Genomic DNA, 26,208 nt, shown 5'->3' on the forward strand with positions numbered 1-26,208 from the left:
CTTCAGTCGATCACGGCGGTGAAGTCGCACTGCACCAGCGCGCCGCCATCCATGTTGTCCATCGGCAGCGCGTGGCGCGCCGGGCGCGAATGCTCGTCCGGAAACATCTTGAGCCATTCGACGTTGATGGGCCCGCGGTTGCCGCGGTCCTTCAGCCACACCGTCATCTTGATGATGTCGTCCGTGCTGCCGCCCGCGGCCTCCACCGTCGCCTTCATGTGCGCGAACATGTTGGCGCATTGCGCCTCGAGGCTTTCGGGCATCGCATTGGTCGCGGGGTCGCGGCCGAGGATGACGCCCGACATCACGAGATTGCCGATGCGGCAGGCGTTCGGAATCGGGTTGACGTGCTTGAAGCCGCCGATGTGGATGCTCTGGCGCCGCTTCTGACTTGTCATGGTGCGCTCCCTTTTATTGTTGGTTCAGACGAACTGGCACGACACCGAGCCGAACGGACCGTAGTCGGCATGAAAGGTGTCGCCGCGGCGGATATCGACCGGCCGCGTGAACGATCCCGCCAGCACCACTTCGCCGGCCTCGAGATGCTCGTCATGCGGCGCGAGGCGGTTGGCGAGCCAGGCGATGCCGTTGGCAGGATGATTGAGGACGCCGGCGGCAAGGCCGGTCTCCTCGACCTCGCCGTTGCGGAACAAGAGCGCGCCGATCCAGCGCAGATCGGCATCCATCGAGCGGATCGGCCGGCCGCCGAGCACCAGCGCGGCATTGGCCGCATTGTCCGAGATGGTGTCCATGACCTTGCGGGTCTTGCCGGTCTCGGGATCGACGCGATGCATGCGCGTCTCCAGGATCTCCAGCGCGGGCGTGACGTAGTCGGTGGCGTTGAGCACGTCGAAGATGGTGCAGTCGGGCCCGCGCAGCGGCGCCTTCAGCACGAAGGCGAGCTCGACCTCGATCCGCGGCGCGTGAAAGCGATCGAACGGGATCGGGGTCGCATCGGCGTAGAACATGTCGGCGAACAGCACGCCGTAGTCAGGCTCGGAGATGCCGACCGCGTTCTGCATCGCCTTCGAGGTCAGGCCGATCTTGTGACCCTTGATGATGCGGCCGCGGCCGAGCTGGAGCTTGGTCCAGGCGCGCTGGACCGCGTAGGCATCCTCGATGCTGAAATCCGGATACTCCTTCGAGAACATCGGGATCAGCGATTTCGTGCGCTCGGCCTCGTCGAGGCGCGCGGCAAGGCGTTCGATCGTCGCAGTGTCCAGCATGATCTAGCTCTCCGCGACGACCTTGTTGCGCAGCACGCCGATGCGGCGCGACTCGACCTCGACGACGTCGCCGACCTTCAGCCAGCGCGGCGGATCGAAGCGCGCGCCCGCCCCGGTCGGTGTGCCCGTCACGATCATGTCGCCGGGCTTGAGCGTCGCAAAGGTGGAGAGATAGGAGATCAGGAAGTCGAACGGGAACATCAGCCGCTCAGTCGTGTCCTGCTGCCGTACTTCCCCGTTGACGCGTGTGACGATGTCGTGCGGACCGCGGGGGTCGAGCTCGTCCGACGTGACGATCCACGGGCCGATGCTGCCGGAGCGATCGAAATTCTTGCCCTGCGTGACGTTGAACTTGCCGTGGCGCAACCAGTCGCGGATCGTACCCTCGTTGCACAGCGTCATGCCGAAGATGTGCGACCACGCCTGGTCGCGCGGAATGTGACGACCACCCTGCCCGATCACGATGACGAGCTCGCCTTCGTAGTCGAGCTGGTCGGAGACCTCAGGCTTCTCCAGCGGCTGGTCGGAGCCGGTCATCGACGACATGCTGCGCACGAACAGGCTGGGATATTTGGGCAGGTCCGAACTGTCCTTGTATTCGGCGTTGCGCTCGGCGTAGTTGACGCCGATGCACCAGAGCTTCTCCGGCGCCAGCACCGGCGGCAGCAGGACGAGCTCGTCCAGCGCGTAATCAGGCTTCTGTCCGGCAACGACTTCCTGCGCGTCGGCTAGCGCGTTGGCCGCGATCAGCGCCTTGACGTCGGAATAGTCACGGCCGATCCGCCTGGTGAGATCGACGACGCCGCCTTCGACGGCTGCGCCATAACGCGGCTCTCCGTCCAGGAGATAGCTCAGGAGTCGCATGGTCATTTCTCCGATGAATGTCGAGGCGGCCGGGCCGGCGACCGGCCCGCGCGCTCAGTCTTTCGATTTGGGCGTCTGGAACACCGTGTTCAGCGTCACGATCTCGCCGAGGCGGGCGTAGCGGGGACCGCCGATGCGCGCGATCGGATCGAGCGCCCTGGTTTCGACCTTGCCGTCGTTCACGAGGCCGTCGCGCAAATGGAACATCACGACCTCGCCGACGATGAGCCGGCTCTTGGCATCACCGAATTCGAGGCATTGCCGGAAACGGCACTCCATCGCCACGGGCGCGGCGGCGAGCCGGCGCACCTTGATGCGATCGCAGGGCAGCGTCTCCAGGCCGAGATGCTCGACCTCGCTAATTTCAGGCGGATGCTCGACCGAGCTGTCGTGCACCGCATTCATCAGCGGGGTATCGGCGATGTGGATGACGTATTCCTCGGTGTCGAGGATGTTGTGCGCGGTGTCCTTGTAGTCGGCGCCCTTGCGGCCGACGCTGATGGCGAGCATCGGCGGCTTCTGCGAGACGAAGGTGAAGGCGCTGAACGGGGCGAGGTTGAGCACGCCCTTAGCTGACAGGCTCGTGACCCACGCGATTGGGCGCGGCACCACGATGCCGGTCATCAGCCGGTAGATGCGCTCCGCGCCGAGCTCGGTGGGATCGATCCGCATCGATCAGTCCGCCCTGATGTTGGCCTTGCGCACGACCGGAATCCACTTGGCGTCCTCGCGCTCGAGATAAGCCTTGAATTCGGCCGGCGTCATCGGCGTGGCCTCGCCGCCGAGCTTCTCGAACTTGTCGACCACGGCGGGGTCCTTCAGGATCGCGAGCAGCGTCTCGTGCAGCTTGTCGATGACGGGCGCCGGTGTGCCCGCGGGCGCGAACAGGCCGGTGAAGGTCTGGCCGTCGAAATCCTTGTAGCCGAGCTCGGCGAAGGTCGGCACGTCAGGCAGCGACTTCAGCCGGTGCGGGCTGGTGACGGCGAGGGCGCGGAACAGGCCGGCCTTGATGTGCTGCAGGCTGACCGTGAGCTGGTCGAAGGCGAACTGCACCTGGCCGCCCAGGAGATCGTTGATCGCCGGCGCATTGCCGCGATAATGCGCGGTGACCCATTGCACGCCGAGGTTCGACTGCATCAGTTCGCTGAGCAGGTGGTTGGTGGTGCCGGGGCCGGGCGAGGCCATGGTCAGCTTGCCGGGCTCGCGCTTGGCGAGATCGAGGAATTCCTTGAGCGTCGTCGCCGGCACCGACGGATGCACCTCGAGCACCAGCGGCGTCATCGAGATGGTCGAGATCGGTAGGAAGTCCTTCTTCCAATTATAGGCGTCGCGCTTGTTGATCTCGGTCGCGAACAGCACCGGACCGTTGGCGCCGACGAACAGCGTGTAGCCGTCAGGCGCGGACTTGGCGAAGGCTTCGCCCGCGATCATGCCGCCGGCGCCGGCCTTGTTCTCGATGACGAAGGGCTGGCCGAGCTTTTCCTGCAGCTTGTCGGCGACGATGCGCGCGGCGCTGTCGACGTTGCCGCCGGCGGGATAAGGCACGATCAGCTTGACGTTGCGCGCCGGCCATTGCTGGCCCGACGCGGGGGCCGTCAGCATCGCGGCAGCGGCAGCTATGGCAATCCAGATTAATCTCATGTTAACCTCCCGGGCAGCGCTTCAATTTCTTGCCGAGTGCCCTGCCGTTCCGCAGGGCAACTCGATTCCGCGGCAATCTCCAGACGCGCGCTTTACCTGTCGAGTGAATTGTGGCGTTGTTGTCCATATTATGGACAGAACCAAGATCGCTCACGATACGACACCACCGCGGCAGGGCGCACAGGCGATCCGGCGCGCGCTCGCGGTGCTGCGCATCCTTGCCGCAGGCCGCGAAGACGGTGTGCCATTGGCCGAGGTCGTGCAGGCGACCGGCCTCACCCGCCCGACCGTGCATCGCATCGTCCACGTGCTGATCGAGGAAGGCATCGTCGAGCGCAACGCGCGCAGCGGCCGCTACGCGATCGGCAACCAGGTGCCGGAGCTGGCGCTGGCGCGGCCGCGCCCCTCGCGGCTGCTGATTGCCGCCAGTCCGTCGCTGCGGCGCGCCTCCGCCGAGATCGGCGACACGCTGTTCCTGACCGTGCGCACCGGCAACGACACGCTGTGCGTCGACCGCAGGATCGGCGTCTACCCGATCCAGGTGCTGTCGATCGAGGTCGGCGCGCGGCGACCGCTCGGCGTCTCCAGCGCGGGCGTCGCCATCCTGGCCGCGATGCCGGCGCAGGAGGCGCGAAAGATCGTCGCGGCCAACGAGAAGCGGTTCGAGGCTTACCGGACCGATACGGCGACGGTGCTCGGCGAGATCACCGCCGCGCGGCGGCTGGGATACGGCATGAGAGAGATCGGCCTCGTGCAGGGCACGAAATCGATCTCGACCTGGATCAAGACCCCGGACGGCCGCCCCGCCGCGGCCATGACCGTCTCCGCAGTGCGAACGCGGCTCGGCCCAAGGCGCGAGCAGGAGGTCGCGGAGATCTTGTTGCGGGAGGCGAAGATCATCGAGCAGGCGATCGGGGGATAGGCATGGACGGCGGCGCTTCTTCGCCTCTCCCGCTTGCGGGAGAGGCCGACGCGCTCGCAGAGCGCGGCGGGTGAGGGCTCTCACCACGCAGGGACATGCGCTGCGATCCTCGACAATCCCAACGCGGAGACACCCTCTCCCCAACCCTCCCCCGCAAGCGGGGGAGGGAGCGCACCGTCTTGGCGGCACTGTCAATGGCTGACTTCGCACGCCATTCTGTGGCACAACGCCCCCACCGCCGACCGACCAACGAGGCCATGCATGCCCGCGCCAAAACCGCCTGCCTTCGAGACCCTGAGCCTGCATGCGGGCCAGCATCCGGATCCCGTGACCGGCGCCCGGGCGGTGCCGATCTACCAGACCACGTCCTACGTGTTCCAGGATTCCGATCACGCCGCGGCGCTGTTCAACCTGGAGCGCGCCGGCCACATCTATACGCGCATCTCCAATCCGACCACCGGCGTGCTGGAGGAGCGGCTCGCCGCGCTCGAAGGCGGCGTCGGCGCGATCTGCACCGCGAGCGGCATGGCCGCGCTGCACCTGGCGATCGCGACGCTGCTCAATGCCGGCGATCACATCGTGGCGTCGAGCTCGCTCTATGGCGGCACCATCAACCTCTTGGCGCACACGCTGCCGCGCTTCGGCATCACCACCACGTTCGTCAAGCCGCGCGATCTCGAGGCGTTCCGCAGCGCCATCAAGCCGAACACGAAGCTCGTCATCGGCGAGACCATCGGCAATCCCGGGCTGGAAGTGCTCGACATCCCCAAGGTCGCGCAGATCGCGCATGACGCGAAGATTCCGCTGCTGATCGACAACACCTTTGCCACGCCCTATCTCAGCCGGCCGATCGAGCTCGGCGCCGACATCGTCATGCATTCGGCGACCAAATGGATCGGCGGCCACGGTATCGCGATCGGCGGTGCGATCATCGACGGCGGCCGCTTCGACTGGCGCTCTTCCGGCAAGTTCGGCGTGCTGACCGAGCCCTATGGCGGCTATCATGGCATCGTCTTCGACGAGCAGTTCGGCACGGCGGCCTTCATCATGCGCGCCCGGACCGAAGGCCTGCGCGATTTCGGCGCCTGCCTGTCGCCGACCAACGCATTCCAGCTGCTGCAGGGCGTCGAGACGCTGGGCGTGCGCATGGACCGCCACATGCAGAACACCCACCTCGTGCTGGAAGCCCTGAAGTCCAACAAGGCGGTCGACTGGGTGCTGCATCCCTCGCTGGAGACGCATGCGGATTATCAGCTCGCCAAGCAGCTGCTGCCGCGCGGCGCCGGCTCGATCATCTCCTTCGGCATCAAGGGCGGACGGCCCGCCGGGCGCAAATTCATCGAGAGCCTGCGCATGATCAGCCATCTCGCCAATGTCGGCGATGCCAAGACGCTGGTGATCCATCCCGCTTCGACCACGCATCAGCAGATGGACGCCGAACAGCTCAAGGCGGCCGGCATCGGCGAGGAGCTGGTGCGGCTCTCGGTCGGCATCGAGACCGCAAGCGACATCATCGACGATCTGGCGCAGGCGCTGCGCATCTCGCAGAAGGTCTGACACCATGAAGCTCTCCGTCAACGGCGCTGATGTGTTCGTCGCAACCGGCGGCCGCGACTTCGACAAGTCCCTGCCTGCGGTCGTGTTCATCCACGGCGCCGGCTTCGACCATTCGACCTGGGCGCTGCATACGCGCTGGTTCGCCCATCACGGCTTCGGCGTGCTGGCGCCAGATCTGCCCGGTCACGGCCGCTCGGCCGGACCTTCGCTCGGCAGCATCGCCGAGATGGCGGACTGGACCGCGACGCTGCTCGATGCGGCAGGCAGCTCGAAGGCGCATCTGATCGGCCATTCCATGGGCTCGCTGATCTCGCTGGAGACCGCCGCCCGGCATCCCGACAAGGTCTCCGCGCTGAGCCTGATCGGCACCGCCGCGACCATGACGGTGGGTGCGGATCTGCTGAAGGCCGCCGAGGCCAACTCGCAGGATGCCAACGACATGGTCTCGATCTGGGGCCTCGGCTTCAACGCCGAGCTCGGCGGCAGCCTCGCGCCGGGCCTGTGGATGCATGGCGGCGCGCAGGCGGTGCTGAAGGCGTGCGAGCCGGGCGTGCTGTTCAAGGATCTGTCCGCGTGCAATTCCTACACGAATGCGCTTGCCGCCGCGGCGAGCGTCAAGGTGCCGACAACGCTAATCCTCGGCGAGCGGGACATGATGACGCCGGCGAAGGCGGGCAAGGCGCTTGCGGCCGCGATCCCGCATGCGAAGACCGTCGTGGTGCGCGGCGCCGGTCACATGATCATGGCCGAACGTCCGGACGAGCTGCTGGCGGCGCTGAGGTACTGACTGGATCGATCTTCTGCCTTGCGCGTTGCGGTGAGACATCCTTCTCAATCAAGAAGGGAACTCGACCATGCCAAGACAGGAAGTCATTCGCAAAGCCAGGCAGGACAAGCGCGCCGGCAAGTCGGCGAGCACGCAGGCCGGCGAATTCGTCAAGGACGAGATCGACAGGATCAGGAAGGGCAAGCACGGCGCACGCTCGACCAAGCAGGCCATCGCGATCGGCCTGTCCGAAGCACGCCGCGCCGGCGTCGACCTGCCGCCACCACGCAAGGGACGCACCAAGAAATCGACGCGCCGCAGCGCCAAATACGCCTATGAGGTCGGCCAGGGCAAACGCACACCGAAGCGCCGGCCGAAGGTGTCGCGCGCCGTCGAAGGCGTGCTGAAGAAGGAACCGCGCTCGACGGCGTCGCGGAGTGCACTGTCCAAGCAGGGCAAGCGTGCCGCGAGCGGGCGAAGCGCTGCCTCGCGCTCAGCGGCTGCGCGCAAGGCGAGCCACACCAAGGGCGCCAAGGTCCGCTCCGCCGCAGCAAAGAAGGCAGCGCGCACCAGGGCGCGCCGCCGGAGTTGATGCCCTCTAGCGACCTTGTGAGTTGAACGCCAGCGGCTGCCGCCTGACGATCCGGCCGTCCATCGCATGAATCGGAGCTTGCATGTCAGAGACTCTGAAGGGGCGCACCGCGCTCGTGACCGGCGGCTCGCGCGGGATCGGCGCCGCGGTCTGTCGCGCGCTGGCGGAAGCAGGCGCTGCCGTGGCGATCAATTGCCGCGAGCAGATCGGGCAGGCCGAGCAGCTGGCTGGCGAGATCGTCAAGCAGAGCGGCCGCGCCATCGTCGTCGCTGCTGACGTCTCGCAGCGCGAGGCCGTGGCCGGAATGGTCGAGCGGGTGACGGCCGGGCTCGGGCCGGTCGACATCCTGGTCAACAATGCCGGCATCGCCATCACGCGCGGCATCGACGATCTCACCGAAGACGATTTCGACCGCACCATCCTGGTCAACCTGAAATCCGCCTTCCTGTGCACGCAGGCCGTGCTGCCGTCGATGCGATCGAGGAAATGGGGCCGCATCGTCAACATCTCCTCGGGCGCGGCGCGCGGTGCCGGCTCGATCGGCCCGCACTACAATGCGTCCAAGGCCGGCATGGAAGGCCTCACACGAGGCTATGCCGCGCGGCTGGTGAAGGAGGGCGTTACCGTCAACGCAGTGGCGCCGTCGCTGATCGAGACCGACATGATGAGCAGCCAGCCCCAACTCGTCAGCCGCATCCCGCTCGGCCGCTTCGGCACGGCGGAGGAGGTGGCGAAAGCGGTGATGCTGTTGGTCGACAATGCCTACATGACCGGGCAGACCGTGGCGCTCAGCGGCGGGATGGCGTTTAATTGAGGGGAAGCGGCGACGCGTACGCCGCCGCCAGGCTCGGGAGGTGCCGTAGGGTGGGCAAAGCGCAGCGTGCCCACGATTTGCGTGTAACTAGAGAGAACTCGTGGGAACGGCGCAAGTGCGCCTTTGCCTACCCTACAATTCCGGACTCGTCGATTGGCCCTCACCACATCGTCGCAGCCGCCCGCTCGGGCCAGGCGCGGTCATACTCCGCGCCGCCGACCTTGTTATCGCTCATCTCGGCGAGGATCTGGCCCGGCGTCGGCAGCGTCTTGGGGTCGATGCGCTTGTCGGGATTCCAGAGGTCGGAGCGCACGATGGCGCGGGCGCACTGGAAGTAGATCTCGTCGACATGCATGACCATGACGCTGCGCGGCGCCTTGCCTTCGACCTTGAACGAGGCCAGGAGCTCGGGATCGATCGAGAGATGCGCGCGGCCATTGGCGCGGACCGCATTGCCTGAGCCGGGGATCAGAAACATCAGCGACACCCTGGGATCGCGCACGATGTTGCGCAGCGAATCGACCCGGTTGTTGCCGCGGCGGTCCGGCAGCATCAGCGTCTTGGGATCGTGGACACGGACGAAGCCGGGCAGGTCGCCGCGCGGCGAGCAGTCGATACCTTCCGGCCCAATGGTGGCGAGCGCGGCGAACGGCGCCTTCTCGACGAAGACACGATAGAGCGGCGTGACGTGGTCAGCGACTTTCACGGTCGAGGCGTCATTGGTGGCGCCGTAGATGGCCTCTAGCTGCTCGACCGTTTCGATCACCGACATTCCGTTCTCTCCGTGGTGGACCGGCTATTCCTGCCGGCCTTCGCTCCTGATGACGCGCACGAGCTCGCGGCTGTGATCCTCTGCGCGGCCGGCGTTGAGGATGGTGATATCGGCCTGCGCCGTCGTGTCGTCGATACTGCGGGTGAGACGTTCGGCAAGATCGCCATCGCTCTGCCGCGCCCGTGCGGCGAGCCGTTGCGCCAGCACCTCGGGCGGTGCCGTGATCGCGACCACCACGACATTGACATAGGTCTGGCGCAACCTGCCGATCACCGTGCGCGAGACGTTGGCGACGACCGTGCGTCCGGCGCTGATATGGTCGTCGATGTCGCGCGGCAGCGCGTAGGAATGACCGTGTGCGTCCCAGTGCACGGCGAAATCGCCGTGCTCGCGGGCCCGGCGGAATTCATCCGACGTCAGCGCGACGTTGTCCTCGTCGGCGGAGGATTCGCGCGTCACGGCCCGGCGCGGAAACACGACGCCGGGATCACTGGCGCAGGCCGCCTGCGCCAGCCGCAGCAGCGTGTCCTTGCCGGCGCCGCTGGGGCCGACCACGAGCACGAGCCGGCCGGGGCCGATCGCCCCTGCTTTCTCCTCGGCCGTGGTCGCGGTCTCGCTCATGCGACCCGGTGTCCCTCGCGCCAGACGCTGCGGACCACGGGAACGTCTCCTGCAACATGCACGCGGATCAGATCGGCGCGCTTGCCGGTCGCGACCTCGCCGCGATCGGTGAGGCCGACCGCCTCGGCCGGCGCCTTCGTCACGGTGCGGATCGCATCGGGAAGGCTGATGGCCGGGACATGGTTGGGCAGTTGCAGCGCGCCCATCAGGAGGCTCGAGGGGATGTAGTCCGACGACAGGATATCGAGCAGGCCTTCGCGGGCGAGATCGACCGCAGCGATGTTGCCGGAATGCGAGCCGCCGCGCACGACGTTCGGCGCGCCCATCAGGATGTCGATGCCGGCCTGGTGCAAGGCGCGCGCGGCTTCCAGCGTGGTCGGGAATTCCGCAACCGAGACGCGGTCGCGCACGGCATCCGCGACGTTCTCCTCGGTGGTGTCGTCGTGGCTGGCGAGCGGGATGTCGTACTGATGCGCCAGCGCCACGATCTCGCGCATATTGGTTGCGGCATATAGTTTCTGGTACTCGAACCGCTTGGCGAACAGCTCGTCGAGCTCGGCATCGGTCTTGCCGCCGCCCTTGCCGCGATAATAATCGCGCAGCTTGACCTCATCGCGGAACTGGCGCTGGCCGGGGGTGTGATCCATCAGCGACATCAGCTTGACGTCGGGACGGTCGATCAGCTCCCTGGCCTCCTCGACCACGCTCGGCATCGGGATCTCGCAGCGCAGATGCAGGAAGTGATCGGCGCGCAGCAGGCTGGCCTCGCGCGCGGTGGTGATGGCGGCGGCAAGCACGCCGGCGCGGCCGTCGACCTCCTCGGCGCCATCCTCGCGCCAGACCCGGAGCGAATCGAACACGGTGGTGATGCCGGACGTGGCGAGCTGGCCGTCATAGGAGACCACCGCCGCGACCGGATTCCAGAACACCTTCGGCCGCGGCACGTAATGGGCTTCGAGATGGTCGGTGTGGAGCTCGATCAGGCCCGGCATGATGAGGTCGCCGCCGGCATCCTCGGCGCCTGCGGGCGCCCGGCCCTCGCCGATCTCGGCAATGCGGCCATCGGCGAGAGCGAGCCAGCCCTGCTCGATCACCCGGTCGGCCAGCACGATCCTGGCGTTGGCGATCACAATGTCCTTCGGCTTGGCGTTCATTTCCAGATCCTTCAATTCCACGTCCCTCAGGCCGCGGCGGCAAAGCTGGTGACGTCGACGATGCGGTCGGCAATCAGATGCCGGATTTCGTCGTCATGGACAATGGCGACCATGGCGACGCCCCGGCACTTCTTCTCGGCAATCAGCTCGACTACGACGGCGCGGTTGGCGGCGTCGAGCGAGGCGGTCGGCTCGTCGAGCAGCAGGATCGGCAGGTCCGAGATGAAGCCGCGCGCGATGTTGACGCGCTGCTGCTCGCCGCCGGAGAAGGTCGCGGGCGGCAGCCGCCACAGCCGCTCGGGGATGTTGAGACGATGCAGCAGCTCGCCGGCACGGGCCTGTGCGTCGGCGCGGACCATGCCGTTCACGATCAGCGGCTCGGCGACGACGTCGATGGTGGCAACGCGCGGCACCGCCCGCAGGAACTGGCTGACATAGCCGATGGTGGCGCGGCGGACGTTGAGCACCTGCCGCGGCTCGGCGCTGGCGAGATCGATCAGCGCGCCGCGATGGCGGATGCCGATCCGGCCGGAGTCGCAGCGGTAATTGCCGAAGATCATCTTCAGGATCGACGACTTGCCGGCGCCCGACGGACCCGACAGCACCACGCACTCGCCCGGATTGACCTGGAAGGTCACGCCGCGCACGACCGGCAGCTCGATGCCGCCCTGCAGGTGCATCGTGAAGGTCTTGTTGGCATCGACGACGTCGATCATGGCGGTCATTGCAGAACCCATATCGAGAGACTCATGGCGGCAGAATCGAGGAGACGAGGAGTTGCGTATAGGGCTCGCGCGGATCGTCGAGAACCTGGTCGGTGAGACCGGTCTCGATGACGCGGCCGCCCTTCATCACCATCACGCGATGCGACAACAGGCGCGCGACCGCGAGATCGTGGGTGACGATGGTGACGGCAAGATGCAGCTCGGCGACGAGGCTGCGCAGGAGATCGAGCAGGCGGGCCTGCACGGAGACGTCGAGGCCGCCGGTCGGCTCGTCCATGAACACCAGCCGCGGCTCGGTGACGAGGTTGCGCGCGATCTGGAGCCGCTGGCGCATGCCGCCGGAATAGGTGCGCGGCGCATCGTCGATGCGCGCGACATCGATCTCGACCCGGGTCAGCCAGTCCGACGCGGTGTCGCGGATGCGGCCGTAATGGTTCCAGCCCACCGCCATCAGTCGCTCGCCGACATTGGCGCCGGCCGACACCGCCATGCGCAGGCCCTGCGCGGGATCCTGGTGCACGAAGCCCCAGTCGGTGCGGAACAGGAAGCGCCGCTCGGCCTCGCCGAGCGTGGCGAGATCGCGGGTGACGCCGTCGCGCATGCGGTAGGAGACGTGGCCGCCGCTGGCCGCAAGCTGGCCCGACAGCAGCTGGAGCAACGTCGACTTGCCGGAGCCGGATTCGCCGACGATCGCCAGCACCTCGCCGGGATAGAGCGCGAACGAGACGTCGCGGCACGCGGCGATGCGGCCGAACGACTTGCTGAGGGATGTCGCGACCAGCAGCGGCTCGTCGTTCTCGCGCATCTCTGGATCAGCCATTCGCGCCTCCTTGCGCCTTGTCCTTGTACGGCGCGGCGCTGAGGCTGCCGTGATGGCCGGCGGCCTGCCGGCCCTCGCAATAATCGGTGTCGGAGCAGACGAACATGCGGCTGCCCTTGTCGTCGGTGACGATCTCGTCGAGATAGGAATTCTCCGCGCCGCACAGCGCGCAGGGCGCGTTGAAGCGGTAGGGCTCGAACGGGTGATCCTCGAAATCGAGCGACACCACCTGCGTGTAGGGCGGGATCGCGTAGATGCGCTTCTCGCGGCCGGCGCCGAACAGTTGCAGCGCCGGGCAATTGTCCATCTTGGGATTGTCGAATTTCGGCGTCGGCGACGGATCCATCACGTAGCGCGCGTTCACCTTCACCGGATAGGCATAGGCGGTGGCGATGTGGCCGAAGCGGGCGATGTCCTCGTAGAGCTTCACGTGCATCAGGCCGTATTCGGCGAGCGCGTGCATGCGCCGCGTCTCGGTCTCGCGCGGTTCGAGGAAGCGCAGCGGCTCCGGGATCGGTACCTGATAGACCAGGACCTGGTTCTCGCTCAGCGCCGCCTCGGGAATGCGGTGACGGGTCTGGATCACGGTCGCCTCCTCCGTCGCCGTCGTGGTGGCGACGCCCGCGGTCTTGGCGAAGAATTTCCGGATCGAGATCGCGTTGGTGGTGTCGTCGGAACCCTGGTCGATCACCTTGAGGACGTCGGAAGGCCCCAGGATCGCGGCGGTGACCTGCACGCCGCCGGTGCCCCAGCCATAGGGCATCGGCATCTCGCGGCTGGCGAACGGCACCTGATAGCCGGGGATCGCGATCGCCTTGAGGATGGCGCGGCGGATCATCCGCTTGGTCTGCTCGTCGAGATAGGCGAAATTATAGGCCGGCGCGTTCATTCCGCGGCCTCCTTCATGGCATCGGGCGTTTGGGCATCCGCGAACTCCTTCCGCAGCTTGCGCAGCAGGCCGAGTTCGGACTGGAAGTCGACATAATGCGGCAGCTTGAGGTGCTCGACGAAGCCGGTCGCCTGGACGTTGTCCGAATGCGACATCACGAATTCCTCGTCCTGCGCGGGGGCACGCACCTCCTCGCCGAGTTCACGGGCGCGCAGCGCGCGGTCGACCAGCGCCATTGACATGGTCTTGCGCTCGCTCTGGCCGAAGGCGAGGCCATAGCCGCGGGTGAAGCACGGCGCCTCGGTTGCGGAGCCCTTGAACTGGTTGACCATCTGGCATTCGGTCAGCTCGATCGCACCGAGCGGCACGGCGAAGCCGGCGTCCTCCGCAAAGAATTCGACCTCGACCTCGCCGAATCGGATCTCGCCGGCAAAGGGATGGTTGCGGCCATAGCCGCGCTGGGTGGAATAGCCCATCGCCAGCAAAAAGCCTTCGTCGCCGCGCGCCAGATTCTGCAGGCGCAGGTCGCGATCGGCCGGAAAGTTCAGCGGCTCGCGGGTGAGATCGCCGACGCCGGCGCCCTCATCCGCCTGCGGCGAGGATTCGATCAAGCCGTCGCGGCCGAGAATATCCGTCACGCGCGGCGTCGGCGCCGTGGATGCGTCGGCCGTGGCCGGCGCCTCCGGCGCAAAGCCTTGCGCGAGCGAGGGATCGAGCAGGCGGTGCGTGTAGTCGAAGGTGGGGCCGAGGATCTGGCCGCCGGGAATATCCTTGAAGGTCGAGGACACCCGCCGCTGCACCCGCATCGCGCCGGTGTCGACCGGCTCGCTGGCGCCGAAACGCGGCAACGTGGCGCGGAAGGCGCGGACCAGGAAGATCGCCTCGATCAGGTCGCCGCGGGCCTGCTTGATCGCCAGCGCCGCGAGCTCGCGATCGTAGAGCGAGCCTTCGCTCATGACGCGGTCGACGGCGAGGCCGAGCTGCTGCGAGATCTGGTCGAGGGTGACCTCCGGAACGCTTTGGTCGCCGCGCCGCTTGTGGGCGAGCAGGCGATGGGCGTTGTCGATGGCGCGTTCGCCGCCTTTGACTGCGACATACATGCTTCAGCTTCCCTTGCTCACGACGCGCGTGGTGCGGGGGATCGCGACCAATGCGTCATCGGCGACCAGCACGACATCGATGCCGCGCGGGAACAGCGCCTCGTTGACCTGCAGGCGCTCGAACAGATCGAACGGCTTGATCGACGCATCGAGCCTCGCGGCGCCGTCGATGCCGGGACCGCGCAGCTCGAAGCTGCGGCCCGCGTCGAGGCTCTCCACCTGGAGGATGATCGTGGTGGAGCGATCCGGATATTCGCTGGTGCCGAGCGCGAAGCGTTCGAGCGGCGGAAGCGCGGCGCCGTCGCCGATCAGCGCGAAGCTCGCCACCGAGCTATCCTGCACCAAGGGCGCGCCGGTGTGGAACTTCAACCATTTCGCCGCGTCCGGGTTCGCCGCCATCCGCGCGTCGAGCCAGAGCGGCGTGTCGTGGTCGAACAGCGTCAGCGCGATCGCGGCGGCGCCGCGCATCATCGTATCAGGCGCCCCCGCCATCGGCACGATGCGCTGGACCGAGCCAGGCCGCGCCATCGCGTCCATCACCGAGCGAAAGGTCGATTGTGCCGACAGCACCTTGTCGGCGAATCCCGGCGGCAATTCGGCAATCGTGGTCATGATCTCAGCCCTCACCGCGCACCATGGTGTAGAAATCAACCTTCGTCGCGGCGGTCTCGGCCGCCGCCTGCTTGCGGCGAATCATAAGCTGCTCGCGCAACGGCGCGATTACATCCCGCTCCACCGCGCCGCCGAAGTCGCGGGACTGCACCAGCGCATCGCACAGCGCGATCAGCCGCGCCTTCTCACTATTCCGCCCGAGCGTGTAGCCGAAACCGACCTCGCCACTCGCGAGCTTCACCGCTGCGCGCGACACCGTGGCTTCGCCGAGATTGAACGGCGCGCCGTCGCCGCCGGCCCGGCCGCGCAGCATGACGAGGCCGTTTTCCGGCGCGCGCAAATCCTGATGGTCAGGGATGCTTAAGTCGCGGAGGCGGGCGGCGATCTCGCCCGCCTCCGCGTGCGCCAGCACGGCCATCGCGGCCTTGCGCTGGGCTTGCTTGGTATTGTGCTGGGTCACCTGGTCCACCGAACCTTTGACAGAACTTGCCGCATCGAAGTTGTCTATGATACTAGACAACTTCATACGGACGCGCCATGACTGTTTCGTGACAAGTGCGTGATTTCTGGGCTAGGCTGACCGGCGATATGAGCATGCAAGACACTGCATCGTCCGGCGTCGCGCTGTGGCGCCTCGTTGCCGACGGCATCGAGCGCGGCATCGCCGACGGCCGTTTCGCGGCCGGCGACAAATTGCCGGGCGAGATGGAGATCGCCGAAACCTACCGCGTCAACCGCCACACCGTGCGGCGCGCGCTGGCCGCCCTCGCCGAGCGCGGCCTGGTGCGCGCCGAGCGCGGCAGTGGCACCTATGTCGAGGCGCAGAAGCTCGCCTATCCCCTGCGCTCGCGCACGCGGTTCTCCGAGATCGTCGGTGCCGGCGGCCGCGAGCCGCGCGGCCAGTTGATCGAGGCCTCCGACGACGTCGCCACCCGCGAGCTGGCGCGCGAGCTGGGCTTGAAGGCCGGCGCGCCCCTGGTGCGGATCGAGGCGATCCGCCTCGCCGACCGCACCCCGATCTGCGTCTCCACCACCTGGCTGTCGGCCGAGCTGTTCCCGAATGCGGGCGCCGTGTTCGCGGCCACGCGCTCGATGACCAAGCTGCTCGCGCATTACGGCGTACGCGACTATCGCCGCGGCGCGACCCGGATCACCGCCGGCATCGTGGACGCCACCGACGCGGCCCGGCTGGATCTCGCGCTGGGACGCCCGATCCTGGTGGTCGACGCCACCGACCACGCCCTCGACGGCAGGCCGCTGATGACCAAGCATTCGCGATTTGCCGCGGAGCGGGTGGAGTTTTTGGTGGAGTCGTAGGGGGAGCGCTCTCCGCGACACCGGTCTCGTAGGGTGGGCAAAGGCGCACTTGCGCCGTGCCCACGATCATTCTCCATCGCTAAAGGTGGTGGGCACGCTTCGCTTTGCCCACCCTACGGCACCTGTGGTCAGGCGACAGCGCGCTTGCCGATGATCGCAAAGCGCAGCTTGCCCGAGACGAAATCGATCGCGGCGACCGCGACCAGGATCATCAGGATCAGGAACGACACCTTCTGCCATTCCAGCACGCGGATCTGCTCGGCGAGTTGCAGGCCGATGCCGCCGGCGCCGACGATGCCGATGATGGTCGCCGAGCGGGTGTTGGATTCGATGTAGTAGAGCACCTGGCCGGCGATGACGGGCAGCACCTGCGGCATCAGGCCGAAGCGGATCTCGTGCAGGGCACTGCCGCCGGAGGCGCGGATGCCCTCGACCTGCTTCTGGTCGGCACCCTCGATCGCCTCCGAGAACAGCTTGCCGAACGCACCGAAATCCGACACGGCGATCGCCAGCACCCCGGCAAACGGCCCGAGGCCCACGACATTGATCCAGACCAGCGCCCAGATCAGGGTGTCGACGCCGCGGATCGAATCCAGCACGCGGCGCACCGGAAAGCGCAGGAGCTTCGACGGCACCACGTTGCGCGCCGCGAGCAGGCTGACGGGGAGCGCGAACATTGCGGCCAGCGTGGTGCCAAGCAGCGCGATCGACAGCGTCTCGCCGAGCGCCTTGAGATAGACCGGCAGCGAGGAGCCGGGATCTGGCGGGATCATCATCAAAGTGATCCAGCCGAGCTGGCTGAGGCCGGCGAAGAACCGCGAGGGCGAGAAGTCGAGATCGACCAGGCCGTAGATCAGGATCGCGAACGCCGCGACGATCATCGCCGGCATCGCGAGCCGCGCCGAAGCGGGACGGTCGAACACGTCGGGATAGCGGGCGCGAAGCTCTCGCGGATCGACCTCGTGCGGCGTCACGTCCGCGCCTCCTTGCCGAACAGGCGGCCGCGCAGCCAGCAGGTGCCGATGTCGATGATGAAGACGGTGACGATGATGGTGAGCAGGATGGCGCTGACGTCGGAGTAATAGAACTTGCGAATGGCGACGACGAGCTCCTGGCCGATGCCGCCGGCGCCGACGAATCCCATGACGGAGGCTTCGCGGACGTTGATCTCGAAACGCAGCAGCGCGTAGCTGGCATAGCCCGCCGTCACCTGTGGCACCACCGCGAAGCGCATGCAGGACAGCCAGCTCGCGCCGGTCGAGCGGATGCCCTCGACCGGCTTCATGTCGGCGTTCTCGACGATCTCCGAGAACAGCTTGCCGAGCGCACCGGTGGAGTGGATCGCGATCGCGAGCACGCCGGCCATCGGCCCGAGCCCGAAGGCGATCACGAACACCAGCGCGAACACGATGCCCGGAACGGTGCGCGCGAATTCCAGCAGGCGCCGGACGATGAAGCGCAGCCAGGGTGCGGGCGAGGTGTTATCGGCGGCGAGGAAGTTCAGGCCGAATGCGAGGGTCGCGCCGATCAGCGTGCCGACGTAGGAGATCAGCAGGGTCTCGCCCAGCATCTTCAGCCATTTGCGCCAGCCCCACAGCCATTCGCCGACATCGGTCCAGACGCGCTGGCCGCTATCGAGCGTGAAAATGCGGTCGAAATAGCTGACGAAGTTGCCGAAATAGCTGAACAGCGTGCGCAGATTCACTTCCGCGCCGATCGCGGCGAGAACCAGCGCCGCGGCGAAGATCGCGGCGCCGAACAGGAGGCGGAGCCGCCGGCGTGCCACCGCCTGGCGATAGGCGGCGTTGAGCACGGCGAGCTGCTGCTCGGGAAGGATCGAAACCGCTGTTGTCATGGGCTCGAGATGAAGTCCCGTCAAAGAAAGAGCCGGGTCGAAGGACCCGGCTCCAGTGGCATCGCCCCGATACTCAGGACGCCTTCTTCTTACGCAGGGCGTCGACGAACTTGATCAACTCGATCGTGCCATCCCAATCCTTGGTGGTGGCGGGATGGAAGCCTTTCTTCTGGCCGTCGGAGAGGCGATCGAAAGCGGCCTTGTCCTTGGTCGGCGCGTCGAAGAACGCCTTCGCAATGGCGGCCCTGGCGTCTTCCGGCAGGTCGGAATTGTAGGCATAGGGGCCGTTGATGATCGGCGCCGACTTATGGACGATGCGGAAGTCGCCCTTCTTCATGGCCGAGCCGTCGGCGTTCTTCAGCATGCCCTTGGTCAGCATCTGCGCCAGCGTCGAATCGTCGTCGCTGGTCCACTGGTTGGCGGCAACCTCGACCGTGCCTTGCGCCAGCGCCAGCATCGCGTTCTCGTGGCTGCCGGTGAAGACGACCTTGCCGAAATAGCTGTCGGCGTCATGGATACCCAACTTGTCGAGCTCGAAGCGAGGCACGTTGTTGCCGGAGGTCGAGTTCGGGTCAACCAGGCCGAGATTCTTGCCCTTGAGCTGATCGAGGGTCTTGTAGGCGCTGTTCGCCTTGACGAAGAACACCGAATAATAGCCGGTCGAGCCATCGGCGTTGATGTCGTTGGCGAAGGCGTCGGTCTTGACGCCGGTCAGGCGGGCGCGGGCGAACGAAGCCGAGCCGTAGCTCGCGATATGGATGTTGCCGGCGCGCTGGCCTTCGATCACGGCGGCGTAGTCGTTGGCGATGCGCAGCGTGACCTTCACGCCCAGCTCCTTGGAGAGATAGCTCACGAACGGCGCCCAACGCTCGGTGACGCCGGAGGCATTCTCGGCCGGGACGACCGCGAAGGTCAGCTCGGGATATTTGGCCTTCCAGTCGGCGGCGAGGGCCGAAGTCGTGAATGCGAGCGCGACGGCGCCGGCAAGGACCAGTCTGCGAGTGATCATGATACCCTCTTCATCGGTTGGGGTCGGTTGACGCAAAAACTTGCAAGGAAGACTTGCAACGAAACAGATCTGCTCAGGCGGCGGCCGCCGTCCCGAGCGCGGGAACGCCCGCGGGCGCCGGCGCAGGCACGGCGCCCATGACGTCGGCAGCTTCGAGATCGTAGAGCTCGCGTGCGACGTGATCGGTCAGCGCGGCCGGCGCGCCGTCGAACACCACGCGGCCCTGCGCCATGCCGATCAAGCGATCGCAATAGCTGCGGGCGAGATCGAGCGAATGCAGGTTGCAGAGCACAGTGATGCCGAAATGCTTGTTGATGCGCAGAAGCGCATCCATCACGATCTTGGTGTTGCGCGGGTCGAGCGAAGCGATCGGCTCGTCGGCGAGGATGATGTCGGGCTGCTGCACCAGGGCGCGCGCGATCGCGACGCGCTGCTGCTGACCGCCGGAGAGCTGGTCGGCGCGCTGGGCGGCGAGCGAGGCGATATCGAACTGCTCGAGCGCGGACATCGCCAGCGCCTTGTCCTGCTCCGGCCACATTTGCGACAGCGAGCGCCAGGCCGGCATCGTCGCAAGCCGCCCCATCAGCACGTTGGTGAGGACATCGAGCCGGCCGACCAGGTTGAACTGCTGGAAGATCATGGCCGAGCGCGCCCGCCATTGCCGCAGCTCCTTGCCGCGCAGCGCGGTGACGTCGATCCCGTCGAACAGGATGCGTCCCTCGGTCGGGGTCACCAGGCGGTTGATGCTCCGCAGCAGGGTCGATTTGCCGGCGCCGGACCGTCCGATCACACCGACGAAGCCGCCGGGAGAAATTTGAAACGAGGCATCGTCCACCGCGGCTTTCGCGCCGAAGCGACACGTCAGACCATCCACCACCAGCATGCAGGGCTCCAGATTAACTGGGGCCAATCGCTAACGCCGGCGCTTGACACTTGTGTGACAGGCACGTTGCGGTGCGGCGATCCTGCACAGCTCATTCCCTGTCATCGTCGTGTCATGACATCGTCATCGAGCCGCATGAAGAGGTACGCCCGCCCTCGCATTCCGGATTCGACATGGCCGCCAAAGCTCTTTCAGTTCAGCCGACCATCGATCCCTCGGCCAGGCTGCACGAGGCCCGGCTCGGCGCCTATACCGAGGTCGGTGCGCGCACCATCCTGCACGAAGTGGCGATGGGCGATTACTCCTATGTCGTGAACGATTCGCAGATCACCTACACGACGATCGGAAAGTTCTGCTCGATCGCGGCGATGACGCGCATCAACCCCGGCAACCATCCGATGCATCGCGCGACGCAGGCGCACTTCACCTACCGCTCCAGCGCCTATTTCGACGGCGAAAGCGACGATGCCGATTTCTTCGACTGGCGGCGCCAGCATCACGTCCAGATCGGCCACGACGTCTGGATCGGCCACGGCGCGATCGTGCTGCCGGGCCGCAACATCGGCACCGGCGCGGTGATCGCGGCCGGCGCCATCGTCACCAAGGACGTGCCGGCCTACACCATCGTCGCCGGCAATCCGGCCCGAATCGTGCGGCGACGGTTCTCCGAGGAGATCGCCGGGCGTCTCGCGCGGCTTGCCTGGTGGGACTGGGATCACGACAAATTGCGCGAGGCCCTGCCCGATTTCCGCAAGCTCGGGATTGAAGATTTTCTGGCGGCATACGAAGCACGGGCAACTCTCCCTGCCAGCAAACGAAGCGCGGTCGCGTGACAGACATCTTGCTTGAAGGCGGCCGGACCCTGATCGGCACCGAATTCGTCGAAACGTCATTGGCGGTGTCCGGGCAGGACATCACTGCGATGGACGCCTCTCGCGGCCGGGCGCGGCTGGCGATCGATGCACGCAACCTGTTGGTGCTGCCCGGCATCGTCGATCTTCACGGCGATGCCTTCGAGCGGCAGATGATGCCGCGTGCCGGTGTCGACTTCCCGATCGACGTCGCGCTCGCCGACAGCGACCGCCAGGCCATCAGCAACGGCATCACCACGGTGTTCCACGCCACCACCTGCTCCTGGGAGCCGGGTCTGCGCAGCGCGGACAATGCGCGCGGACTGATGGAGGCGATCGAGCGGCAGCGCCCGCAATTCGCCGCCGACACCCGCTTCCATCTGCGGCATGAAACCTACAATCTCGACGCCGAGGCCGAGATCGCGCAGTGGCTCATGGAAGGCCGCGTCGACCTGTTCGCTTTCAACGACCACATGGACGGCACGGTCGCCGACATGGCCAAGCCGCGCAAGCGCAACCGCATGGTGGAGCGCACCGGGTTGTCGGGCGAGGAATTCGACCGGCTGGTCGAGCGTGTGGTCTCGCGCGCCGACGAGGTGCCGGCTTCCGTTGCGCGTCTGGCCGCCGCGGCCCGCGCGGCCGGGGTGCGAATGCTCTCGCACGATGACGCGACGCCGGCGATGCGCCGGCAGTTTCGCGAGCTCGGCGCTTTGATCGCCGAGTTTCCGATCAACGAGGAGACCGCGCAGGCGGCGGCAAGCCACGGCGATGCCATCGTCTACGGCGCGCCGAACGTCGTGCGCGGCGGCAGCCACACCGGCTGGACCAAGGCCTCGGACATGATCGCCAAAGGGCTCTGCTCGGTGCTGGCATCGGATTACTACTATCCCGCCCAGCTGCTCGCCGCGTTCCGGCTCGCCGCCGACGGCGTGCTGCCGCTGACGGAGGCCTGGAATCTGGTCTCTGCCGGCCCTGCGCGCGCGACCGGCCTGACCGATCGCGGCGTGCTCGCGGAAGGCCGCCGCGCCGACATTCTGCTGGTCGACGACGACGTGCCGCTGCGGCCGCGGCTGATCGCGGTGATATCGGGCGGCAAGCTGGTCCATCTCACCGATGCGACGCGGCTCCTGAGTGCGGCGGCGATGCCGCGCGAAGCTGTCGCCGCGGCCTAAACCGGCTATGCTCGCGCGATGACAGGCTTTCCCCGCTACGCGATCTATTTTGCCGCAGGCAACAACAGCCCCCTCTCCCGCTTCGGCGCCGAGCTGCTCGGCTACGATGCCTATGCCGGCAGCGAACTGCCGTTTCCGCGCGAGGCGCTGGAGGTCGCGCCTGACTGGCGCGACATCAGCGCCGATCCGCGCAAATACGGCTTTCATGCCACGCTGAAGGCACCGATGGCGCTGGCATTTGGCAGGACCGAAGCCGAGCTGATGACCGCCTGCGCGGCCTTCGCCGGCAAGTCGCGGCCGCGTCCCGTGATCCGGCCAGTCGTCGATGCCATCAGCGGCTTCATCGCCGTCATTCCAGCCGAGCCGGTCGCGGCCCTGCAGCAGCTCGCCGCCGATTGCGTCCGCGAATTCGACGCTTTCCGTGCGGCGCTGACCGCGGAGGATCGCGCGCGGCGCAAGCCGGAGAAGCTGAGCGAACGGCAGCGCGACTATCTCGACCGCTGGGGCTACCCCTACGTGATGGAGGAATTCCGCTTTCACATGACGCTGACCGGACGGCTCGATGCGGAGCGGCGCGGACCGATCCTGGAGATGCTGCGGGCGCGGTTTGCGGCGCTTGGAATTGAGACGCTCGAGATCGACCGCATCGCGCTGTTCAAGCAGGGTGATGCAAGGGCGCGGTTTCGCATCATCGGTGAGTGGATGCTGACGCGTTAGCTGAGGTGGCGCGTCGCATTCAGCGTTCGTAGGGTGGGCAAAGGCGCAGCGCGCCGTGCCCACGATCTTTCTCTCAATAGCAACAGGTGGCGGGCACGCTTCCGCTTTGCCCACCCTACGGCAGTGGAGCCTTGGGCGCTACTTCCCCCACCGCAGCGCCAACGCATCGCGCTCCTTGGCGAGCTCCAGCAACCCCGCCCGGGTCGCCGGATGCAGCGGCTGGAGCGGATGGCGCACCGCGTCCGACTTGATGACGCTGCCGGCCTGCATCATGACCTTGCAGGCGATCAGGCCGCATTGGCGGTTCTCGTAATTGATCAACGGCAGCCAGCGTTCGTAAGCGGCCTTTGCCTTGTCGCGGTCGCCGGCGAAATAGGGATCGATGATCTGGCGGATGCCGTCGGGATAGCCGCCGCCGGTCATCGCGCCGGTGGCACCGGCGTCGAGATCGGCGAGCAGCGTGATCGCCTCCTCACCGTCCCACGGGCCTTCGATGTCCTTGCCGCCCGCCTCGATCAGGCCGCGCAGCTTTGAGGCCGCGCCCGCTACTTCGATCTTGAAATAGCGGATGTTGGAAAAGTCGCGCGCCAGCCGAGCGAGCAGCTCGACCGACAGCGGCGTGCCGGCCACCGGTGCATCCTGGATCATGATCGGAATGTCGATCGCGTCCGAGAGCACCCTGAAGAACTCGACGATGCCCTTCTCAGGGACCCGGAAGGTCGCGCCGTGATAGGGCGGCATCACCATCACCATGGCGGCGCCCGCCGCCTCCGCCTGCTTGCTGCGCGCCGCGCACACGGCCGAGCTGAAATGGGTGGTTGTGACGATCACGGGAACCCGTCCCGCGACATGCTCCAGCACCGCATGCATCACGCTCTCGCGCTCGACATCGGTCAGCACGAACTGCTCGGAGAAATTGGCGAGGATGCAGAGGCCGTGCGAGCCGGCATCGATCATGAAATCGATGCAGCGGCGCTGCCCCTCGAGGTCGAGCTCACCGCGCTCGTCGAAGATGGTTGGCGCGACCGGGAATACGCCGCGATAGGGGCGCTGGGCCTGGTGGGGGGTGACCGGCATCGAACTCTCCATCCCTGATGTGTCTTGCGTCCGGCGCTGCGCTCACGGCGCGAGGCGGCACAGATGTAGCCGCCGCGCGGACCGGCGGCAATGCCGAACGCACGATCTCAGAATGGAAGAATGAGGCGAAACTAGGCGGTCTTCACCGCGCCCAGGAAGCCCTCGACCGCGACGCGGAGACGATCGGCGTCGGCCGACATCTTCTTGACGGATTCCGACAGAACCGTGCCGGCATTGCCGGTCTCCTGGTTGAGCCTGGCGACGCTGCCGATGGTGTCGGTGACCTCGCGAGTGCCTTGCGCGGCCTGCTGGAAGTTGCGCGAGATCTCGGTGGTGGCGGCGCGCTGCTGCTCGACGGCGGCGGCAATCGCCGTCATCTTCTCGTTGATGCCGCTGATGGCGCCGCCGATCGAACGGATGGCGGCAACCGCCTGGCCGGTCGCGGCCTGGATCTCCTCGACCTGGCGCGAGATCTCTTCGGTCGCGGTCGCGGTCTGGGACGCCAGGCTCTTGACCTCGCCGGCGACCACGGCGAAACCGCGGCCGGCCTCGCCCGCGCGTGCGGCTTCGATGGTGGCGTTCAAGGCCAGAAGGTTGGTCTGGCCGGCGATGGCGTTGATCATCTTGACGACTTCGCCGATGCGGCTCGCCGTCTGGTCGAGGATCTCGACCGTCGCGTTGGTCTGCTCGGCCTGCGCGACGGCCTCGCGGGCCTCGCGGGCGCTGGACTGCACCTGCGCCGAGATCTCGCCGACGGATGCGGAGAGCTCCTCGGTCGCTGCGGCGATGGTCTCGAGATTGTTGGTGGCCTGTTCGGCGGCGGAGGAGACCGCCGCGGTCTGGCTGCTCGACTGCGACACCAGCGAGCGGACGCCGGTGGCGGTGGCATCGAGCTCGCGCGTCGAGGCCGCAACGCTCTGGATGACCGCCTGCACCGTGTCGTCGAAGCTGCGGCAGGCGGAATCGACGGTGCCGGAGCGCGCGAGCTGCAGCGCCTGCTGCGATTCACGCTCCCGGCCCAGCCGTTCCGCGGTGGCCGCGCTCTCGCGCAGGCTTTCGAGCGCGGCGGCCATGGTGCCGAACTCGTCGGGATGCCGGGATTGCGGCACCGGCGTCGCATAGTCGCGCGCGCTGATGCGGGCGATGGCATCGAGGATGGCGCGTACCGGCCGCATCAGGCGATTGCGCACCACGAACACGCCGGCCAGCGTCACGGCCAGCGCGAGCAGGAACGCGAACGACTGCACGATGAGATTGGTGAGGGCTTTGGCCTGGACGGCTTCCGCACGCGCGATCGACTGGTCGAGCGCCGTATTGGCGACCGCGACGATCGGCGCGAACGGCGACTGGCACAGCGCGTTCCATTCCGAGGCCGGCATTGCCGGCTTGCCGCTGCCGTCGAGATTTTTGGTGAGATCGCCGATCTGCTTGAGCACGCCGTCGGTCTTGGCCCTGGCCTGCTTCGCGGTATTGACGAGGTCTGACGTCACGTCGGGCGCGGCCAGCAGTTCCTCCAGGCCGGTCCAGCCGGCGGTGACGATGCCGTTCCAGCCGGCCACGGTCTGCTTCTGGGTCTCGTCGAGCGGCTTCGACGTGTTGACGTTGGGACGGAGGGTCGAGCACTGGATGCCGTAACGGTCGCGCACCTGCCAAGCCAGGCGGCGGGCCTGGATCATGCGGGCGATGAAGGGATCGTTGGTCCAGGCGCGGTTCGACACCGCAGTGGATGCCAGATTCGCGGTCTCGATCACCTTGGTGATGCCATCATACCACGGCGCGGTGCGCTCGACCTTGCGCTCGGCACGCGGCAGCTTGGCCTCGTCGTAGAACAGCTGGAACTTCGGCGCGGCCTCGCTCCAGCGCTGCTTCAGCGTGCTGGCGAGCTCGTCGCGGCGGGCGAACTCGACGGTAGAGAGCGCCGCGACGATGGCATCGTAGCCGGCCTGCTCGGCCTTCTCGGCGGCGCCGAGCTTGGCACGCGGATCGTCCTCGCCGAGCAGCGCGCTCTGCGCATCGCCGCGATTGTTGCGCAATGCGAGCACGCCGTGGAAGATCGCCTTGTCGGCAGCCGCGAGCCGCTCGGTCTCCAGGCTGTCGCTGTAGCGGCCGAACGCCCCGACCATCTGGAACGCGGTGCTGGCCAGCGCGCCGGCGGCCAAAAGCGCCATCAGAACAAGAAGTAGCTTGCTTACCGATTTCTTAAAAATTGACATGGCTAAGGGGACCTGCTCTCCACGAGCGGTCACCTTGCA

The 26,208-nt window shown here is 66.9% G+C and carries 29 protein-coding genes; 9 read left to right on the forward strand and 20 right to left on the reverse strand.

The window, feature by feature from the left end; translation table 11 throughout:
- Nucleotides 1-2 precede the first annotated feature (2 nt).
- From DCM80_RS09250 to DCM80_RS09270, 5 genes are read right to left on the reverse strand one after another with little or no spacing between them, the layout of a single operon-like run.
- Nucleotides 3-398, reverse strand: coding sequence for a RidA family protein (locus DCM80_RS09250; RefSeq protein WP_257196681.1), 396 nt, complete (start codon nt 396-398; stop codon nt 3-5).
- Between the two features lie 24 nt (nt 399-422).
- Nucleotides 423-1,226 (reverse strand): 2-oxo-hept-4-ene-1,7-dioate hydratase, encoded by an 804-nt coding sequence (gene hpaH, locus DCM80_RS09255; RefSeq protein ID WP_257196682.1) that lies wholly within the window; start codon nt 1,224-1,226, stop codon nt 423-425.
- A gap of 3 nt (nt 1,227-1,229) precedes the next feature.
- A complete protein-coding gene (locus tag DCM80_RS09260; protein WP_257196683.1) occupies nt 1,230-2,090 on the reverse strand; it encodes a fumarylacetoacetate hydrolase family protein in 861 nt (286 codons plus the stop codon).
- Between the two features lie 54 nt (nt 2,091-2,144).
- A complete protein-coding gene (locus DCM80_RS09265) occupies nt 2,145-2,762 on the reverse strand; it encodes a flavin reductase family protein (protein ID WP_257196684.1) in 618 nt (205 codons plus the stop codon).
- 3 nt (nt 2,763-2,765) lie between these two features.
- On the reverse strand, nt 2,766-3,731 hold the full coding sequence (locus DCM80_RS09270) for a tripartite tricarboxylate transporter substrate binding protein (protein WP_257196685.1): 966 nt from the start codon (nt 3,729-3,731) through the stop codon (nt 2,766-2,768).
- A gap of 130 nt (nt 3,732-3,861) precedes the next feature.
- Here DCM80_RS09270 and DCM80_RS09275 point away from each other — a divergent pair, with 130 nt between their 5' ends.
- From DCM80_RS09275 to DCM80_RS09295, 5 genes are all read left to right on the forward strand, one after another.
- Nucleotides 3,862-4,653, forward strand: coding sequence for an IclR family transcriptional regulator (locus DCM80_RS09275; protein ID WP_257196686.1), 792 nt, complete (start codon nt 3,862-3,864; stop codon nt 4,651-4,653).
- A gap of 261 nt (nt 4,654-4,914) precedes the next feature.
- Nucleotides 4,915-6,210, forward strand: a complete 1,296-nt coding sequence (locus DCM80_RS09280) for an O-acetylhomoserine aminocarboxypropyltransferase (protein WP_257196687.1) — start codon at nt 4,915-4,917, stop codon at nt 6,208-6,210.
- A 4-nt stretch (nt 6,211-6,214) separates the two neighbouring features.
- Nucleotides 6,215-6,997 (forward strand): alpha/beta fold hydrolase, encoded by a 783-nt coding sequence (locus DCM80_RS09285; protein ID WP_257196688.1) that lies wholly within the window; start codon nt 6,215-6,217, stop codon nt 6,995-6,997.
- 67 nt (nt 6,998-7,064) lie between these two features.
- Complete coding sequence (locus DCM80_RS09290) at nt 7,065-7,568, forward strand: DUF6496 domain-containing protein (RefSeq protein WP_257196689.1); 504 nt, start codon at nt 7,065-7,067, stop codon at nt 7,566-7,568.
- Nucleotides 7,569-7,650: 82 nt separating this feature from the next.
- A complete protein-coding gene (locus DCM80_RS09295; RefSeq protein WP_257196690.1) occupies nt 7,651-8,382 on the forward strand; it encodes an SDR family NAD(P)-dependent oxidoreductase in 732 nt (243 codons plus the stop codon).
- 160 nt (nt 8,383-8,542) lie between these two features.
- Here the strand turns inward: DCM80_RS09295 and DCM80_RS09300 are convergent, their stop codons facing one another.
- Genes DCM80_RS09300 through phnG form a run of 9 tightly spaced genes read right to left on the reverse strand, consistent with a single transcriptional unit; the run spans nt 8,543 to nt 15,544 of the window.
- Nucleotides 8,543-9,154, reverse strand: coding sequence for a pyridoxamine 5'-phosphate oxidase family protein (locus DCM80_RS09300; protein ID WP_257196691.1), 612 nt, complete (start codon nt 9,152-9,154; stop codon nt 8,543-8,545).
- 24 nt (nt 9,155-9,178) lie between these two features.
- On the reverse strand, nt 9,179-9,775 hold the full coding sequence (gene phnN / locus DCM80_RS09305; RefSeq protein ID WP_257196692.1) for a phosphonate metabolism protein/1,5-bisphosphokinase (PRPP-forming) PhnN: 597 nt from the start codon (nt 9,773-9,775) through the stop codon (nt 9,179-9,181).
- Nucleotides 9,772-10,929, reverse strand: a complete 1,158-nt coding sequence (locus tag DCM80_RS09310) for an alpha-D-ribose 1-methylphosphonate 5-triphosphate diphosphatase (RefSeq protein ID WP_257196693.1) — start codon at nt 10,927-10,929, stop codon at nt 9,772-9,774. The genes phnN and DCM80_RS09310 overlap by 4 nt, the downstream gene beginning before the upstream one ends.
- A 26-nt stretch (nt 10,930-10,955) precedes the next feature.
- Nucleotides 10,956-11,654 (reverse strand): phosphonate C-P lyase system protein PhnL, encoded by a 699-nt coding sequence (gene phnL, locus DCM80_RS09315; RefSeq protein WP_257196694.1) that lies wholly within the window; start codon nt 11,652-11,654, stop codon nt 10,956-10,958.
- A 22-nt stretch (nt 11,655-11,676) separates the two neighbouring features.
- Nucleotides 11,677-12,474 carry a phosphonate C-P lyase system protein PhnK gene (phnK, locus tag DCM80_RS09320; RefSeq protein WP_257196695.1) on the reverse strand — a complete coding sequence of 266 codons (798 nt, stop codon included), beginning with the start codon at nt 12,472-12,474 and terminating at the stop codon, nt 11,677-11,679.
- The gene (locus tag DCM80_RS09325; RefSeq protein ID WP_257196696.1) at nt 12,467-13,363 is read right to left on the reverse strand and encodes an alpha-D-ribose 1-methylphosphonate 5-phosphate C-P-lyase PhnJ; all 897 of its coding nucleotides are present in this window, start codon (nt 13,361-13,363) and stop codon (nt 12,467-12,469) included. The genes phnK and DCM80_RS09325 overlap by 8 nt, the downstream gene beginning before the upstream one ends.
- Nucleotides 13,360-14,463, reverse strand: a complete 1,104-nt coding sequence (locus tag DCM80_RS09330; RefSeq protein ID WP_257196697.1) for a carbon-phosphorus lyase complex subunit PhnI — start codon at nt 14,461-14,463, stop codon at nt 13,360-13,362. Before DCM80_RS09330 ends, DCM80_RS09325 begins: the two co-directional genes overlap by 4 nt.
- A gap of 3 nt (nt 14,464-14,466) precedes the next feature.
- Nucleotides 14,467-15,075 carry a phosphonate C-P lyase system protein PhnH gene (gene phnH / locus DCM80_RS09335; RefSeq protein ID WP_257196698.1) on the reverse strand — a complete coding sequence of 203 codons (609 nt, stop codon included), beginning with the start codon at nt 15,073-15,075 and terminating at the stop codon, nt 14,467-14,469.
- A 4-nt stretch (nt 15,076-15,079) separates the two neighbouring features.
- Nucleotides 15,080-15,544: a phosphonate C-P lyase system protein PhnG gene (gene phnG / locus DCM80_RS09340; RefSeq protein ID WP_257197913.1), complete on the reverse strand. Its 465-nt coding sequence runs from the start codon at nt 15,542-15,544 to the stop codon at nt 15,080-15,082.
- A gap of 119 nt (nt 15,545-15,663) precedes the next feature.
- Here phnG and phnF point away from each other — a divergent pair, with 119 nt between their 5' ends.
- The gene (gene phnF / locus DCM80_RS09345; RefSeq protein WP_257196699.1) at nt 15,664-16,392 is read left to right on the forward strand and encodes a phosphonate metabolism transcriptional regulator PhnF; all 729 of its coding nucleotides are present in this window, start codon (nt 15,664-15,666) and stop codon (nt 16,390-16,392) included.
- Between the two features lie 128 nt (nt 16,393-16,520).
- Here phnF and phnE (DCM80_RS09350) read toward each other — a convergent pair whose 3' ends face one another.
- From phnE (DCM80_RS09350) to phnC, 4 genes are all read right to left on the reverse strand, one after another.
- Nucleotides 16,521-17,366, reverse strand: a complete 846-nt coding sequence (gene phnE / locus DCM80_RS09350; RefSeq protein ID WP_257196700.1) for a phosphonate ABC transporter, permease protein PhnE — start codon at nt 17,364-17,366, stop codon at nt 16,521-16,523.
- Nucleotides 17,363-18,247: a phosphonate ABC transporter, permease protein PhnE gene (phnE, locus tag DCM80_RS09355; protein WP_257196701.1), complete on the reverse strand. Its 885-nt coding sequence runs from the start codon at nt 18,245-18,247 to the stop codon at nt 17,363-17,365. The genes phnE (DCM80_RS09350) and phnE (DCM80_RS09355) overlap by 4 nt, the downstream gene beginning before the upstream one ends.
- 73 nt (nt 18,248-18,320) lie before the next feature.
- Nucleotides 18,321-19,256 carry a phosphonate ABC transporter substrate-binding protein gene (gene phnD / locus DCM80_RS09360; RefSeq protein WP_257196702.1) on the reverse strand — a complete coding sequence of 312 codons (936 nt, stop codon included), beginning with the start codon at nt 19,254-19,256 and terminating at the stop codon, nt 18,321-18,323.
- A gap of 73 nt (nt 19,257-19,329) precedes the next feature.
- A complete protein-coding gene (phnC, locus tag DCM80_RS09365; RefSeq protein ID WP_257196704.1) occupies nt 19,330-20,139 on the reverse strand; it encodes a phosphonate ABC transporter ATP-binding protein in 810 nt (269 codons plus the stop codon).
- Nucleotides 20,140-20,312: 173 nt separating this feature from the next.
- Here phnC and DCM80_RS09370 point away from each other — a divergent pair, with 173 nt between their 5' ends.
- Genes DCM80_RS09370 through DCM80_RS09380 form a run of 3 tightly spaced genes read left to right on the forward strand, consistent with a single transcriptional unit; the run spans nt 20,313 to nt 22,879 of the window.
- Nucleotides 20,313-20,972, forward strand: a complete 660-nt coding sequence (locus DCM80_RS09370) for a chloramphenicol acetyltransferase (protein ID WP_257196705.1) — start codon at nt 20,313-20,315, stop codon at nt 20,970-20,972.
- Entirely contained in the window at nt 20,969-22,162 is a 1,194-nt protein-coding gene (locus tag DCM80_RS09375) for an alpha-D-ribose 1-methylphosphonate 5-triphosphate diphosphatase (RefSeq protein ID WP_257196706.1), read from the forward strand. Before DCM80_RS09370 ends, DCM80_RS09375 begins: the two co-directional genes overlap by 4 nt.
- Before the next feature lie 18 nt (nt 22,163-22,180).
- Entirely contained in the window at nt 22,181-22,879 is a 699-nt protein-coding gene (locus tag DCM80_RS09380; protein WP_257196707.1) for a DUF1045 domain-containing protein, read from the forward strand.
- 138 nt (nt 22,880-23,017) lie between these two features.
- On the opposite strand, the gene DCM80_RS09385 is transcribed toward DCM80_RS09380, so the two are convergent.
- Together DCM80_RS09385 and DCM80_RS09390 are read right to left on the reverse strand one after the other, a co-directional pair.
- Nucleotides 23,018-23,956, reverse strand: a complete 939-nt coding sequence (locus DCM80_RS09385; protein ID WP_257196708.1) for a dihydrodipicolinate synthase family protein — start codon at nt 23,954-23,956, stop codon at nt 23,018-23,020.
- Nucleotides 23,957-24,087: 131 nt separating this feature from the next.
- Complete coding sequence (locus DCM80_RS09390; protein ID WP_257196709.1) at nt 24,088-26,169, reverse strand: methyl-accepting chemotaxis protein; 2,082 nt, start codon at nt 26,167-26,169, stop codon at nt 24,088-24,090.
- Nucleotides 26,170-26,208: the final 39 nt, after the last annotated feature.

This window comes from Bradyrhizobium sp. WBOS08 (assembly GCF_024585125.1).
GTDB classification, from domain to species: domain Bacteria; phylum Pseudomonadota; class Alphaproteobacteria; order Rhizobiales; family Xanthobacteraceae; genus Bradyrhizobium; species Bradyrhizobium japonicum_B.

Coding starts and splice junctions, on each gene's coding strand:
- DCM80_RS09250 (WP_257196681.1), bottom strand. CDS start 398: ATGACAAGTCAGAAGCGGCGCCAGAGCATCCACATCGGCGGCTTCAAG.
- hpaH (WP_257196682.1), bottom strand. CDS start 1,226: ATGCTGGACACTGCGACGATCGAACGCCTTGCCGCGCGCCTCGACGAG.
- DCM80_RS09260 (WP_257196683.1), bottom strand. CDS start 2,090: ATGCGACTCCTGAGCTATCTCCTGGACGGAGAGCCGCGTTATGGCGCA.
- DCM80_RS09265 (WP_257196684.1), bottom strand. CDS start 2,762: ATGCGGATCGATCCCACCGAGCTCGGCGCGGAGCGCATCTACCGGCTG.
- DCM80_RS09270 (WP_257196685.1), bottom strand. CDS start 3,731: ATGAGATTAATCTGGATTGCCATAGCTGCCGCTGCCGCGATGCTGACG.
- DCM80_RS09275 (WP_257196686.1), top strand. CDS start 3,862: ATGGACAGAACCAAGATCGCTCACGATACGACACCACCGCGGCAGGGC.
- DCM80_RS09280 (WP_257196687.1), top strand. CDS start 4,915: ATGCCCGCGCCAAAACCGCCTGCCTTCGAGACCCTGAGCCTGCATGCG.
- DCM80_RS09285 (WP_257196688.1), top strand. CDS start 6,215: ATGAAGCTCTCCGTCAACGGCGCTGATGTGTTCGTCGCAACCGGCGGC.
- DCM80_RS09290 (WP_257196689.1), top strand. CDS start 7,065: ATGCCAAGACAGGAAGTCATTCGCAAAGCCAGGCAGGACAAGCGCGCC.
- DCM80_RS09295 (WP_257196690.1), top strand. CDS start 7,651: ATGTCAGAGACTCTGAAGGGGCGCACCGCGCTCGTGACCGGCGGCTCG.
- DCM80_RS09300 (WP_257196691.1), bottom strand. CDS start 9,154: ATGTCGGTGATCGAAACGGTCGAGCAGCTAGAGGCCATCTACGGCGCC.
- phnN (WP_257196692.1), bottom strand. CDS start 9,775: ATGAGCGAGACCGCGACCACGGCCGAGGAGAAAGCAGGGGCGATCGGC.
- DCM80_RS09310 (WP_257196693.1), bottom strand. CDS start 10,929: ATGAACGCCAAGCCGAAGGACATTGTGATCGCCAACGCCAGGATCGTG.
- phnL (WP_257196694.1), bottom strand. CDS start 11,654: ATGACCGCCATGATCGACGTCGTCGATGCCAACAAGACCTTCACGATG.
- phnK (WP_257196695.1), bottom strand. CDS start 12,474: ATGGCTGATCCAGAGATGCGCGAGAACGACGAGCCGCTGCTGGTCGCG.
- DCM80_RS09325 (WP_257196696.1), bottom strand. CDS start 13,363: ATGAACGCGCCGGCCTATAATTTCGCCTATCTCGACGAGCAGACCAAG.
- DCM80_RS09330 (WP_257196697.1), bottom strand. CDS start 14,463: ATGTATGTCGCAGTCAAAGGCGGCGAACGCGCCATCGACAACGCCCAT.
- phnH (WP_257196698.1), bottom strand. CDS start 15,075: ATGACCACGATTGCCGAATTGCCGCCGGGATTCGCCGACAAGGTGCTG.
- phnF (WP_257196699.1), top strand. CDS start 15,664: ATGAGCATGCAAGACACTGCATCGTCCGGCGTCGCGCTGTGGCGCCTC.
- phnE (WP_257196701.1), bottom strand. CDS start 18,247: ATGACAACAGCGGTTTCGATCCTTCCCGAGCAGCAGCTCGCCGTGCTC.
- phnD (WP_257196702.1), bottom strand. CDS start 19,256: ATGATCACTCGCAGACTGGTCCTTGCCGGCGCCGTCGCGCTCGCATTC.
- phnC (WP_257196704.1), bottom strand. CDS start 20,139: ATGCTGGTGGTGGATGGTCTGACGTGTCGCTTCGGCGCGAAAGCCGCG.
- DCM80_RS09370 (WP_257196705.1), top strand. CDS start 20,313: ATGGCCGCCAAAGCTCTTTCAGTTCAGCCGACCATCGATCCCTCGGCC.
- DCM80_RS09380 (WP_257196707.1), top strand. CDS start 22,181: ATGACAGGCTTTCCCCGCTACGCGATCTATTTTGCCGCAGGCAACAAC.
- DCM80_RS09385 (WP_257196708.1), bottom strand. CDS start 23,956: ATGCCGGTCACCCCCCACCAGGCCCAGCGCCCCTATCGCGGCGTATTC.
- DCM80_RS09390 (WP_257196709.1), bottom strand. CDS start 26,169: ATGTCAATTTTTAAGAAATCGGTAAGCAAGCTACTTCTTGTTCTGATG.